The sequence below is a fragment of the Streptomyces sp. NPDC003077 genome (assembly GCF_040611095.1).
GTDB lineage: Bacteria > Actinomycetota > Actinomycetes > Streptomycetales > Streptomycetaceae > Streptomyces.
Map to the genome: position 1 here is coordinate 79,717 of NZ_JBEXNM010000015.1, position 12,769 is coordinate 92,485.

Here is a 12,769-nt window from a genome sequence, read left to right on the forward strand (position 1 = left end):
CGAACTTCACGTCTTGATCGCAAGGGTGAAACGAGGTGTTTACCGGACATGAAAGTGCATTGATGGACGGGATATACCGGAGGGGGACTACTTGGCCCTTGAACTACGCAACCTCTGTCGAATGTCGTCGAAGTGCTCCCGCACCGCCCGTTCCGCGCGCACCGTGTCCCCGTCCCGCACCGCCGCGACGATCTCCCGGTGCTGGCGGTGCGTGAGCCGCGGGTCGGGCCGCGCGTCCGCCAGGTCCGTCCGTACGCGGTGGAAGGCGTCCCAGAAGGCGTCCAGCACCTCGCTCAGCAGCAGGTTGTCCAGCCCGCCGTAGAGAGCGGCGTGAAACGCCCGGTCGGTCTCCGCCCGGACGGCGCCCCGCCCGGCCTCCTCCGCCATCCGCGCCACCAGCGCGTCCAGCTCGGCCAGCCGCTCCTCGGGCACCCGCCCCGCCACCCGGGCGATCAGCCCGGTCTCCACCGCCTCGCGCAGCTCCAGGAGCTGGAGCAGGCTGTCCTCGCCCCGGTAGTGCCCGGCCACCGTGCGGAAGGCCAGCCCCTCGATCATCGGCGCCATCGACATCGGCCCGACGTACGTCCCGAAACCGTGCCGAATCTCCACGATGCCCATCGCCTGCAACGCCTTCAGGGCCTCCCGCACGGAGTTGCGGCTCACCCCGAGCAACTCCATCAGCTCCGTCTCCGTGGGCAGCGGCGCCCCGGACGGCAGCCGCCCGTCGATGATCAGCCTCTTGATCCGCTCCTGGATGTCGCGCGTCATCCCGCGACTGTGCACCGCGACCTCGGGGTTTGGCCAGCGACGGGGGCGGACGGGGGAGGAGTGCTCGTTCGTCCGCGTGCCGGTACGACGAAGGCCCTCCACCGGAGTGGAGGGCCTTCGCCTGTCGGTGCGCCGCCAGGGACTCGAACCCCGGACCCGCTGATTAAGAGTCAGCTGCTCTAACCAACTGAGCTAGCGGCGCCTGCTGACGAAGAAAACTTTACACGAACTTCCGCGGTGCTCGTGACCACTCCTGGGGCTGGTGGGGTGGATGTGAGGCGGGTCACCGGGGAACGGCCTCCAGGGCGCGTTGTGCCTGGTAGGCGGCGTGGTGTGGCTCACAGGGGCGCCGCCCGGCGTGTTCCGGATCACCCCCCTTTCGCGCGTCCGGCGCGTGCCGGGCATCCCCCGGAAGCCGATCGTCCGCTTGTTATTGGTCTGGACATGTTCAATACGCGTTCACTACGCTGCCAACTGGTCTAGACCGCACGTCATTCGTCTCACGGAACACCCCCCTCGTTCTCCAGGAGCGAAGCATGCGTAAGAAGCTCAGCGCGGCCATCGTCGGACTCGGTATCGCGGGCGCCTCCGTACTCGCCACCGGCAGCGCCTCCAGCCACGGCTACAGCGACGCGCCCCCCAGTCGCCAGGTCCTGTGTCAGCAGGGCGTCGTCAAGAACTGCGGCTCCATCCAGTGGGAGCCCCAGAGCGTCGAGGGACCGAAGGGCTTCCCGGCCGCCGGTCCCGCCGACGGCAAGATCTGCTCGGCCGGCAACGCCGGGTTCGCCCAGCTCGACGACCCGCGCGGCGGCAACTGGCCCGCGACCAACCTCCGCGCCGGCCAGGGCTACACCTTCTCGTGGCGGATCACCGCCCGCCACGCCACCACGGACTTCAAGTACTACATCACCAAGGACAGCTACGACCCGAGCAAGCCGCTCACCCGTGCCGACCTTGAGCTGGAGCCGTTCATGACGGTCCCGATGAGCGGCCGGCAGCCGGCCTCGACGGTGCAGCACCAGGGCACCGTGCCGACCCAGAAGAAGGGGCACCACATCATCCTCGGTGTCTGGAACATCGCCGACACCGCGAACGCCTTCTACGCCTGCTCCGACGTCAACCTCTCGTAATTCCGGCACCGGTGCCGGAATGCCCCCGCCGGCGCACTGGCACCGGTGCCGCAAAGCCGCATCGGCACGCCGGCACCGGAATACCGCAAACGCCGGTGACGGAAACCGGCATCTGAACGCCCACGACCGCGCACCGGCACCGGAACACCGGCCGGGCCTCCCCGTCCTTCCTCCGGGGAGGCCCTCCGGTGCCGGGCGCTGTGCGATAGCCGGACGCTTCGGATGGGGCCCTCGGGAAAACCGAGGAACCGGAGGCGTTCGCGGGGCGCGGAGAATCACCGTGTACCGACCCCGGAGACTGGGCCGCGATTGGTTCGGCCACTGACCTAGGCATGCCCAAAATCCCGCAATATTCTGCTGGTTGGTCTGGACCGCAACGCACTTGGCTCACAGAACACCCCCCAAGTTCTCCGGGAGCGAAGCATGCGCAAGAAGATCAGCGCGGCCGTCATCGGATTCGGCGTCGTCGGAGCGTCGGTCCTCGCCACGGGCGGCGCCTCCAGTCACGGCTACACCGACTCGCCCGTCAGCCGTCAGGTGCTCTGCGCCAAGGGCACCGTCAAGAACTGCGGCGAGATCCAGTGGGAGCCCCAGAGCGTCGAGGGCCCCAAAGGCTTCCCGGCCCGCGGCCCCGCCGACGGCAAGATCTGCGCCGGCGGCAACAGCCGGTTCGCCCAGCTCGACGACCCGCGGGGCGGCAACTGGCCCGCGACGAAGGTGAGCGCCGGCAGCTCGTACACCTTCACCTGGCGGTTCACCGCCTCGCACGCGACCACCGACTTCAGGTACTACATCACCAAGGACGGCTGGAACCCGAGCAAGCCGCTCACCCGCGCCGACCTGAACCTCACGCCCTTCCTGACCGTCCCGTACAACGGCCAGCGGCCCCCGTACACCCTGTCCCACCCCGGCACCCTGCCGTCCGGGAAGACGGGCAAGCACCTGATCGTCGCGGTCTGGACGGTCGCCGACACGGCGAACGCCTTCTACGCCTGCTCGGATGTCGAATTCTGAGGGGGACGGAAAGCCGGCGGGGCCGGAAAAGCCACGCGCTGATTCCGTGTCCGCGGTGATCCGGATCACTCGGCGAAAAGACCCGGCAAGAAGATCCCGCCGGCACGAGAATCCGGCGTGACGGCCCTCACGTACACAACAGCGCCCTCGCACAGCACAGGCGAATGGGCGGCAAAAAGAAGGGGCCGTTTCCGATTTCTCGGAAACGGCCCCTTCGATCAGGTGCGCCGCCAGGGACTCGAACCCCGGACCCGCTGATTAAGAGTCAGCTGCTCTAACCAACTGAGCTAGCGGCGCCTGCTGACGAAGTAAATACTACCTGGTCTTCGGGGGTGCTCGTGACCACCCCGCGCGGGGGCGGGACCGGCGGGCTCAGATCGTCAGGGAAAGCAGCACCGGGGCGGCCTTGCGATTGAGGGCGTCGGCGGCCTGGCGCAGGCGGTGCGCGTTCTCCAGGGGCATGGACAAGGCCAGGCATCCGACCGTCGCCCCGGCCGTGATCGGTACGGCCGCGCAGACCGTGCCGACGGCGTACTCCTGGAGGTCCAGCATCGGGACCGTCGGGGGCTGGCTGTCGAGCTTGTGGAACAGCACCTTCTCGTTGGTGATCGTCCGGGAGGTCAGCCGGGCGGTCTTGTGGCGCGAGAGGTGGTCCATCCGGCCGTCGTAGTCGAGCTGGGCGAGCAGGCACTTGCCGACCGCGCTGGCGTGCGCCGTGCGGCGGAACTCGGCCCACTCGTTGACGCGCGGCGCCCGGGGCCCGTCGGCGTAGTGGAGGATCTTGACCTCGCCGTCGATGTACCGGCTGATGTAGACCGCGGCGCCGACCGAGTCGCGCAGCTCCACCAGCGTGCGCTGCAGCTTGTCGCGTAGCACTTCCTCGCGGTCACCGCCCGCGCCGAGCAGTATCAGCGCCTCGCCGACGACGTAGGCGCCGTCGGAGACCTGGTCGACGTAGCCCTCGCGGCTGAGCATCGCCAGCATGTGGGAGAGGTGGCCGGTGGGCAGGCCGGTCTCGCGGGCGATCTGGGCGTCGGTGACACCGCCGACGTGCCTGGAGATCGTTTCGAGTACACGAAGGGCGTATTGCACCGAGTGGAACGGCGTGGTCGGCTCGGGCTTCAGCGCCACGGTGTCCCCCTAGCAGGTTGTGACCGCTTGCGTGTCGCCGGCGCCGTGGTCGTGACCGGGGCGGTCACCGGTCGGTCGCGGACGGCGGGCTCGTACCACGATAGCGGTCAATGCCCGTGAGAGAAGGGGGGCTTGACTGAATCGACCGGTCCGTTCCCGGTCTGGGCAGGATGTCCGCCTCTGACATATGCCAAGGTCATCGACCAGTGCTCCGTCCCCCGGAGAAACCGCTGATCACCGGTCGGCGAGGGCCGGGCGCCGCTCGCGCCGACGGTTGCCGAGGAGACCCGGGAATAAACGGAGATCTACTCCGGTTGTCCATCGCGCACACCAGCGACGCGAGGAGGACCCGCACCGTGAGCGGCGACCACGACGAGATCCGGGGGACTGCCCGAGGCAGCGCACCCGTACCCCTGTCCGTACTCGACCTGGCGACGGTCGGCGCCGGGTACACGGCCTCCGACGCCATCCGGACCGGCGTGGACATCGCCAGGACCGCCGAGCGGCGCGGCTACCACCGGTACTGGGTCGCCGAGCACCACTCCATGCCCGGCGTCGCCTCGTCCTCGCCCGCCGTGCTGCTGGCCCACATCGCCGCGCACACCTCGTCCATACGGCTCGGCTCCGGCGGCGTCATGCTGCCCAACCACGCGCCACTGGTGATCGCCGAGCAGTTCGGCACCCTCGAAGCGATGGCCCCCGGCCGGGTGGACCTGGGCCTGGGCCGCGCGCCGGGGACCGACGGCGCCACCGCCGCCGCGCTGCGCCGCACCGACCGGCTGCACGAGGGCGCGGACGAGTTCCCCCAGCAGCTCGTCGAGCTGACCCGCTTCCTGGACGACGAGTTCCCCGACGGGCATCCGTACGGCCGTATCCACGCCGTGCCGGGCCCCTCGCAGGCCACCGCCCCTGGTGGCGTGCAGTCCCCGCACCGGCCGCCCATCTGGCTGCTCGGCTCCTCGGGCTTCAGCGCCCAGCTCGCCGGGCACCTCGGCCTGCCGTTCGCCTTCGCGCACCACTTCTCGGCCGCCAACACCGTCCCCGCGCTGGAGCTGTACCGCTCGTCCTTCCGGCCCTCGGAGGTGCTGGACGCGCCGTACGCCCTGATCGGCGTCTCCGCGCTCGCCGCCGAGGACGGCAAGGAGGCGCTCCGCCAGGCCCGCACCGGCGCGCTGTCCATGCTGCGGCTGCGCACCAACCGTCCGGGCCTGATCCCCACGGCCGAGGAGGCCGAGGCGTACCCGTACACCGAGATGGAGCGGGACTTCGCCGACAGCTGGCTCGCCAACGTGATCCACGGCACGCCCGCCGAGGTGCGCGACGGCCTCGACGACCTCGCCAAGCGCACCGGTGCCGACGAGCTGATGATCACCGGCACGGTGCACGACGCCGCCTTCCGGGTGCGTTCGTACGAGCTGATCGCCGACGCGTACGGCCTGCCGGAGGCGTAGGAGGCATCCACCCGGCTCGCGGCCCCGGGCACGGCGCACGGGGCCGCGCCCGAGCCGTCACGGCACGCCGTGTGCGGGGCGGGTGAGGAGCGCGGGGACGGTGAGCGGTGGCCCGCGCCGGCCCGATCCTGGCATCCGCCCGGGACCGCCGAGGGGCCGGGCGTCCCGCCCCTCACCCGTCCGCGCGTCCCCCCGCGCTGATCAAGGCGGAGACGCGGTCCGGGGAGACCGGGCGGGAGTACAGCCACCCCTGGCCGGTGTCGCAGCCGATCCGGCGCAGCCGTTCGGCCTGCTCGGCGCTCTCCACGCACTCGGCGGTGACGGTGAGCCCCAGCCGGTGCGCGAGCGCCACCAGGGCCTCGACGATCGTCTCGTCCGCCGGGTTGGGGTGCTCCTGGGAGCGGAAGCCGCGGACGAAGGTGCCGTCCAGCTTGAGGACGGAGACGGGCAGGCGGCTGAGGTAGGCGAGGTTGGAGTAGCCGGTCCCGAAGTCGTCGATGGCGATGCGGACGCCCATGTCGCTCAGCGACTGGAGGGCCTGGAGGGGCCGGCCCGCCGAGCCCATCACCGCCGACTCGGTGAGCTCCAGTTGCAGCAGCCGCGGCGGCAGCCCGGTCTCCGCCAGGATGCCGGCCACGTCCGCGACCAGGTCGGAGTCCCAGACCTGCCGGACGGCCACGTTGACGCTGACGAACAGGGACGTGTCGGGGCGCTCCAGTTGCCAGGCGCGCGCCTGGTGGCAGGCGCGTTCCAGGACCCAGCGGCCCAGCTCGACGATCGCGCCGTTCTCTTCCGCCAATCCGATGAACCGATTCGGCGACAACGTGCCGAACTGCGGGTGCCGCCAGCGCACCAGCGCCTCGACCCCCTGCGCCCGCCCGTCGCCCAGCCCCACCAGCGGCTGGTACTCCAGCGTGAACTCGCCCCGCTCGACGGCGGGCCGCAGGGTGCTGGAGAGCGCCTGCCGGGTCACCCGGTGGGCGTTGCGCTCGGGGTCGAAGAGGGTCCAGCGGGCCTTGCCGTCCTCCTTCGCCCAGTACAGCGTGGTGTCCGCGGCCTGCATCAGGCCCGTCGCGGTGGTGCCGGTGGCGGCGCGCTCGACGACGCCGATGCTCGCGGACACCGACAGCCGCTGCCCGGCCAGCTCGAAGGGCCGCTGCAGGGCGTCCAGGATGCGCTGCGCCAGTTCGGCGAGCTGTTCCGTCCCGTTGGAGTCCTCCACCAGGAGCGCGAACTCGTCGCCGCCGAGCCGCGCCACCAGGTGGCCGCCCCGGTCGTGCGGGCGGGAGCGGTCCGGCAGCCCCTCGGCGCAGTGCGACAGCCGCTGCGCCACCGCGCTCAGCAGCCGGTCGCCGATCCGGTGCCCGAGGGTGTCGTTCACCGCCTTGAAGCCGTCCAGGTCCAGGTAGCACAGGCCGATCCGGCCGGTGCCGCTCTCGTCCAGCGCCGCCGCCTCCAGCGCGCCGGAGAGCCGCTCGAAGAACAGCGCGCGGTTGGGCAGCCGGGTCACCGGATCGTGCATCTGGAGGTGGCGCAGCCGCGCGAGCAGGTCGTGCCGGTCGCTGATGTCGGCGACGGTCAGCAGGACGCGCCCCTCGTCCGCCAGCGGCTCGACGGTCACCTCCACCCACATCGAGCGCCCGTCGGGGTGCTTGAGGCGGCGGGTGCAGCGCAGCCGGTCGCTGCGCCCGGACAGGACCTCGCGGTACGCGGTCCAGATGCGCGGGTCGGTGCCGAGGTCGGTGAGGTCGGCGGCGGTGCTGGCGACCAGGTCGTCCGGCGCGCCGCCGATGAGGTCGGCGAAGGCGGGGTTGGCCGCCAGCACGAGGCCGTCCGGGTCGAGGACGGCCTGGGGGAGGCGGGCGGCGTTGAAGGCGGCACGGTAGTCGGCGAGCGCCGCCGCGCAGCGGCCGGGGGAGGCCGCCGGGGGTTGCGCGACGTCGGCCGGGAGGCGCGGGGCCTCGGGGCAGCCCGAGGGGGCCGGTGCCGCGTCGGCCGGGGCGCGCGGGGCGTCGGGGATGTCGGTGGGGGCGGGGGAGGGTGCGGGGGCGTCGGCGGGGGCGCTGTAGGCCACCGGGGAGCCGCCGTCGGTTTCTTTGGTCGTCTCGTTACCGTCTGTCACCGAGGGAAGCGTGAAACCGGGCGCGCGTCCCGTGCCGTCGGGGTATCCGCTCACTGCTCGCTCCCGCATGGCGCTTGTCTCGTGGTGGAGGTGAATCCGCGCTGGAAAGTGTGGCGATCATAGAGGCTGGCCCGCGGGCCTATCCAGCGACGCAACCGTGATCATCGGCACCCCTGGCGGAAGTTTGGCCTTTTCCGCCCGAGTCTGTTCACGTGTACTTCACGAACGATCGCTGGTAACTATCCGTAACACGTTATGGGTCCGATCCCGGTCACCCGTACGGCCCTCCGGAACAGGACGTAAGCCTATAAATCGCCACAGGGTGGTTGCGGTGTCCCGATTCCGTTCCGGGAGGTCGATATGCCGCGCGCGCAGCCACCCGACGGGGTGGACCGCCACCGGCTGCGCCGGGTCGCCGCCCTCGCCACGTCGCTCAGCGCCGTCATAGCGACATCCGTGGTGGCGGGGCCGGCGACGGCCGCCGAACTCGCCCGCTCCTGTGCCCTCACCCGCACCGGCGCCCACCATTCCGAAGGAGTGAACACCTGGAACCGCGCCTACCCGCGCCCCACGCGCGCCCTCAACGCCGTCATGGTGTTCCTGTCCTTCCCGGACTCCGCACCGATGTCCGACCCGCGTCGGCTGGCCGCCGACTACTTCCCGGCCACGTCCGGCTTCTTCCGGCGCGCCTCCTACGGCCGGTTCACGCTGCGCCCGCACGTCCAGCCGCGGTGGGTGCGGATGCCGCGCGACTCGGACGCGTACGGGATACGGCGCGACTGGGACGCCGCCCGCCGCACGGCCTACCTCAACGACGCGGTCGCCGCCGCGGACGCCTCGGTGGACTTCCACCGCTACGACGTCGTGTACTTCGTCGCCGACCCGGACGCGCCCGGGGTGGACTCCGACGCCACCAAGGTCGTCAACCTGGAACGGCCGCTCCGGGCCGACCGCGCCGAACTGAGCCGCTTCGTCACCGTCTTCGAACGCACCCCACCGGACCGCAACGTCCTCGCCCACGAGACCGGCCACGTCTTCGACCTGCCGGACCTCTACCACCGCCCGGAGGACGGCGAGGGCGACTGGGACACGCACGTCGGGGACTGGGACCTCATGGGCAGCCAGTTCGGCCTGGCCCCGGACCCCTTCGCCTGGCACAAGTGGAAGCTGGGCTGGCTCGGCACCCGCCAGGTGGGCTGCGTCACGCCGGGCTCCGGCGAACCGCACACCCTGCGCCCGCTGGGCGCACCCATGGACGCGGGGGACGAGCGGCGCTCGCGGCTCCTGGTGGTCCGCACGGGGCGGACCGGCGCGCTGGCCATCGAGGCGCGCGCCGCCGTCGGCAACGACCAGGGGCTGTGCACCGAGGGCGTGCTCGTCTACCGCGTGCACAGCGCGACGGCCTCCGGCGACGGCCCCATCCAGGTGCTGGACGGCCACCCCGCCACGGAGGCGTGCTGGGGCACCTCCGTCTACCCGGCGCTCGCCGACGCGCCTCTGGGGGTGGGGGAAGACCTGGAGGCGGACAGCGTACGGGTGCGGGTCACCGGGCGGACGGTGGCGGGGGACTGGACGGTGCGGGTGGATCGGGGGTGAGCGGGTGGGGACGTGGGGGCGTGGGGACACTCACGGTTTTGCGCGCCCTGCACGACGAAGGCCCTCCACCGGAGTGGAGGGCCTTCGTCTGTCGGTGCGCCGCCAGGGACTCGAACCCCGGACCCGCTGATTAAGAGTCAGCTGCTCTAACCAACTGAGCTAGCGGCGCCTGCTGACGTGGAAAACATTAGCATCCTGATCGGGGAGGACAAAAATCGACGGGTCCGGGGGCAAGATCGACCGGTGGGGTGGGCCCGGGAGGTGCCCGGCCTGGTGGGGCGGGTGAGGCGGTGCGGTGGCTGGGCGGGTCCGGCCCGTGGGTGGCGCGGGGCCGGTGGTTCGTTCTCCGTGGCCTCAGGCGGCGCGGGGCCTGGTGGGCCGGTGGCCGTGCCCTCGGGCGGCGCAGGGCCTGGTGGCCGTTCTCCGTGCCCTCGGGCGACGGGCGGCACGGAGAACGGGTCAGGGGGCCGGGGCCGGTGGAGAAGCCGCGGAGATCACCGGGGCCGCGTCCGGGCGGCTCGTATGCAGGCCCAGAGCAGGACGTCGGGGCCCGGCAACCAGGGGTCTCGGTCGCTCGGCGCCGACAGCCAGCGCGTGGGCGCGGGCCGCTCCGCGGTGCCCGGGCGTGAGCAGAACGGCGGGACGGTCACCGTGTCGCCGAGGCCGTGGCAGAGCAGCGGCGGGACCTGGGCCCGCCACTCCTCCCACCGCAGCAGGGCGGGCAGCCGCTGCGCGACCCCGGGAGCGGTGAACACCAGCAGCCGTTTGCGGTGCACGGCGACCGGCCCCGAGCCCGGCCCGTCGGCCCACAGGCGCTCCACCACCCGGTGGCCGAACTCCGCCGGGGCGCTGATCACGTCGAAGACGGTGCCGCACGGCAGCACGCTCGGCGCGAACGGGCACGCCGCCCAGAGCGCGTGCACGCTCCGGGGATGCGGACTCGCGGACGCCAGCCAGTCGGCGCCGCCGAGGGTGAGGTAGGCCGTTCGGGGGGTGGGTGGGGAGCCGGGGAAGCGGGGCGTGTCGGAGGGCCGGTCGCTCATGGGGACAGGACTAGTGGGAGGCGCGGCCCCACTGTCGTCGATTGACGAAAAACGGAACGGCGTGCCGGGGAACGGGGTATCTTCCGCCGAGCCGTACACATATGCCACCGGCGCCCCGTGAAGTACGGGACGCCGGGGTGGGGGCCTGGGGGCCGGGGTGCCCCTGAGGGCGCTCCAGTTGTGCCGGGCGCTCTTTAGGGTGCGCCGCTCGTAGTGGGTGCTCCTCAAGGCGCCACTCGTGGTGGGTGCTCCTTAGGGTGCGCCGTTCACGGTGGGTGCTCCTTAGGGTGCGCCGCTCACGCTGGGCGCCTATCAGGGCGCGTCGCTCACCCTGGGGGCCGGTCGCCGGGCCTCACCGGAGCCGGTCAGTCCGTCGGGTCCGGGTGCGTCCCGCCGTTGCGCAGGAGCCCGCGCCCGAACTCGACCATCTTCCGGGCGTAGTCCTCGGTCCAGTCCGCCTGCTCCGCGATCGCGGAGAGCGGCAGCCGGTCGAACCGCTTCGGGTCCGCGAGCTGGGCCGCCGCCATCGCCTGGAACTCCGTCGCCCGGTCGGCGGCCGTACGGAAGGCGAGGGTGAGTTCGGTGGAGCGGGAGAGCAGTTCGCGCGGGTCGTCGATCGACTCCAGGTCGAAGAAGTGTTCGCGGTCCGCGCCGGCCTCCGGCGGCTCGAAGAGCAGCGGGGCGGGTTTCAGGCGGCGCGGCGCGGAACCTGCCCCGCGCTGGTCGGGAGCCGGTCGCGGCTCGGACATGTAGGTACCTCCAGGATTGTCTGCCGCATTCCATTGTCCTGCCCCGCGCAAGTGGACAGGTGTGCGGTGATCCTGGAGGGAGGGGTGCGGTCGGCCTGGACGGGAGGGGCCTGGTCCCGGCCTTCGAGGGGCCGTACGGGCTGGGCGCGAACCCGGCTCCGTCAGCTTGTGGGGAGTGGACGCGAACCCGGCACCGTCGGCCCGTAGGGAATGGGCCCGGGCCCGGCTCCGGCGGTCCGTACGGGAGGGGGCGGAACCCGGGCACCGTCGGCTCGTCTCGTAAGGAATGGGCCCGAGCCCGGCTCCAGCGGCCCGTAGGGAGTGGGCGCGAACCCGGCTCCGACGGCCGTATGGGACGGGCCCCGAACGCGTCTCCGTCCGCCCCCCGGGTCTCAGCTCGGCCAGCGCACCCGGTGTTCCGCCAGGTGGGCGAGGACCGCGTGGTTGGCCTCCCAGCCGTCCGGGAACTTGATCGTGACGCCGAGCTGCACCGGCTCCGTGGACGGGTGGTCGTCCAGCAGCTCCGCCACCCCGGCCCGGCACACCACGACGCAGGCGTGGCGGTGCCGGGAGGCCAGGACGCACAGCCGGCCCGTCTCCAGGTGGAACGCCGTGGCGTCTGGCCGGCCGGAGAGCGGGTGCAGGACGACGGTGACGTCGTACTCGCGGCCCTGGAGGCGGTTGGCGGTGTCCACGATGACGCCGCTCACCCCGAGGCCGGTCAGGGCGGCCCGGACCGCCGCCGCCTGATCGCGGTGGGCGGTGCCCACGGCTATCCGGTCGGGGGACAGCGGCGCCGGGCCGTCCGCCCGTTCGCTGGTGGTCACGCCGCCGCGGTCCAGCAGCCGGCGCACCACCAGGGCGGTGGCGTGCACCGCCTCCGGGTCGGTGCGCGGCGTGTGGCGGGCGGGGAGTTCGAGCAGGCCCCAGCCGGACTCGGCCGCCTCGTCCAGGACGCGGTCCACGCCCGAACCGTCCCCGGCCACGCCGAAGGCCAGCCGCCGGTCCCCGTGGTCCGTGCCGCTGCGGAAGGGCGTGTACGGGTAGAACGCGCTGGACACCAGGGGCGCGGCGGAGGCGGGCAGCCGCCAGGAGACCGGCAGCCGGTGCTGCGGGAGGCCGGGGTTGTGGGCGAGGAGGGTGCTGACGGCGCTGGCCGCCGGGTCGTAGGACAGCCCGGCCCACTGCTCCGTGCCGACCAGGCTGAACGGGTCGAGCTGTCCGGGGTCGCCCACGAACAGGGCGCGTTCGAAGAGCCCGGCCACGGCGAGCAGCGCGTCCGAACGCATCTGGTAGGCCTCGTCCACGATCGCCTGTTCCCAGGGCTCGTCGACCTTGGTGTACGCCCATTTGGCGGCCGTGGAGACGACGACGGCCGTCTCGGTGAGATCGCCGGCCTTGGTGGACGTGCGGACGGCGGGCAGCTCGTTCAGTGCCGGGTCGTACGCCGCCGGGTCGCTGCTGTGCAGCCGTCCCACCGGCAGCTCCGGGTCCTTCTCGGCGAGGCGCAGCACCAGGTCGTCCACCTGGGCGTTGGTCTGGGCGACCACCATGAGCCGGCGCCCGGCCGCGGCCAGCTCGCGGGCGGCCCGCACCACGAGGGTGGACTTGCCGGCCCCGGGCGGGGAGTCCACGACCACGCCGCGCCCGGTGCCGTGCAGCGTGTCGTGCAGGATCGCGTCCGTCGCGGCGGTGGCCGCCGCGGACGGGTCGAAGGTGCGGGTGCCGCCGGGGCCCGTGGCCGGCCAGCCGTGCGCCAGAGGGG

General features: G+C 72.4%; 10 protein-coding genes and 3 tRNA genes. 4 read left to right on the top strand and 9 right to left on the bottom strand.

Translation table 11 applies throughout. The annotated features are described in order from the left end of the window. Positions 1–87: 87 nt before the first annotated feature. Entirely contained in the window at positions 88–768 is a 681-nt protein-coding gene (locus tag ABZX96_RS13425) for a FadR/GntR family transcriptional regulator (protein ID WP_355542697.1), read from the bottom strand. A 128-nt stretch (positions 769–896) separates the two neighbouring features. After that, positions 897–970: transfer RNA gene (locus tag ABZX96_RS13430), tRNA-Lys, on the bottom strand. Positions 971–1,304: 334 nt separating this feature from the next. Here ABZX96_RS13430 and ABZX96_RS13435 point away from each other — a divergent pair. Together ABZX96_RS13435 and ABZX96_RS13440 are read left to right on the top strand one after the other, a co-directional pair. Continuing rightward, entirely contained in the window at positions 1,305–1,898 is a 594-nt protein-coding gene (locus tag ABZX96_RS13435; RefSeq protein ID WP_355542700.1) for a lytic polysaccharide monooxygenase auxiliary activity family 9 protein, read from the top strand. A gap of 423 nt (positions 1,899–2,321) precedes the next feature. After that, positions 2,322–2,912: a lytic polysaccharide monooxygenase gene (locus ABZX96_RS13440; protein WP_355542703.1), complete on the top strand. Its 591-nt coding sequence runs from the start codon at positions 2,322–2,324 to the stop codon at positions 2,910–2,912. A gap of 223 nt (positions 2,913–3,135) precedes the next feature. Here ABZX96_RS13440 and ABZX96_RS13445 read toward each other — a convergent pair. Next, positions 3,136–3,209 (bottom strand) — tRNA-Lys (locus tag ABZX96_RS13445). Between the two features lie 75 nt (positions 3,210–3,284). Then, positions 3,285–4,043: an IclR family transcriptional regulator C-terminal domain-containing protein gene (locus ABZX96_RS13450; protein WP_355542706.1), complete on the bottom strand. Its 759-nt coding sequence runs from the start codon at positions 4,041–4,043 to the stop codon at positions 3,285–3,287. 356 nt (positions 4,044–4,399) lie between these two features. Here ABZX96_RS13450 and ABZX96_RS13455 point away from each other — a divergent pair, with 356 nt between their 5' ends. Further along, positions 4,400–5,494 (top strand): LLM class flavin-dependent oxidoreductase, encoded by a 1,095-nt coding sequence (locus tag ABZX96_RS13455; protein WP_355542709.1) that lies wholly within the window; start codon positions 4,400–4,402, stop codon positions 5,492–5,494. 172 nt (positions 5,495–5,666) lie between these two features. Here ABZX96_RS13455 and ABZX96_RS13460 read toward each other — a convergent pair whose 3' ends face one another. Further along, complete coding sequence (locus ABZX96_RS13460) at positions 5,667–7,685, bottom strand: EAL domain-containing protein (protein ID WP_355542712.1); 2,019 nt, start codon at positions 7,683–7,685, stop codon at positions 5,667–5,669. A gap of 291 nt (positions 7,686–7,976) precedes the next feature. On the opposite strand from ABZX96_RS13460, the gene ABZX96_RS13465 reads away from it, so the two are divergent. Next, positions 7,977–9,212: a M6 family metalloprotease domain-containing protein gene (locus ABZX96_RS13465; RefSeq protein WP_355542715.1), complete on the top strand. Its 1,236-nt coding sequence runs from the start codon at positions 7,977–7,979 to the stop codon at positions 9,210–9,212. A 95-nt stretch (positions 9,213–9,307) separates the two neighbouring features. Here the strand turns inward: ABZX96_RS13465 and ABZX96_RS13470 are convergent. The 4 genes from ABZX96_RS13470 to ABZX96_RS13485 all read right to left on the bottom strand — a co-directional run bounded on the left by ABZX96_RS13470 (position 9,308) and on the right by ABZX96_RS13485 (position 12,764). Beyond that, positions 9,308–9,381: transfer RNA gene (locus ABZX96_RS13470), tRNA-Lys, on the bottom strand. A 325-nt stretch (positions 9,382–9,706) separates the two neighbouring features. After that, positions 9,707–10,255 carry a bifunctional DNA primase/polymerase gene (locus tag ABZX96_RS13475; protein ID WP_355542718.1) on the bottom strand — a complete coding sequence of 183 codons (549 nt, stop codon included), beginning with the start codon at positions 10,253–10,255 and terminating at the stop codon, positions 9,707–9,709. A gap of 365 nt (positions 10,256–10,620) precedes the next feature. Then, positions 10,621–11,004, bottom strand: coding sequence for a hypothetical protein (locus ABZX96_RS13480; protein WP_355542721.1), 384 nt, complete (start codon positions 11,002–11,004; stop codon positions 10,621–10,623). A 392-nt stretch (positions 11,005–11,396) separates the two neighbouring features. After that, entirely contained in the window at positions 11,397–12,764 is a 1,368-nt protein-coding gene (locus ABZX96_RS13485; protein WP_355542879.1) for an AAA domain-containing protein, read from the bottom strand. Positions 12,765–12,769 lie beyond the last annotated feature (5 nt).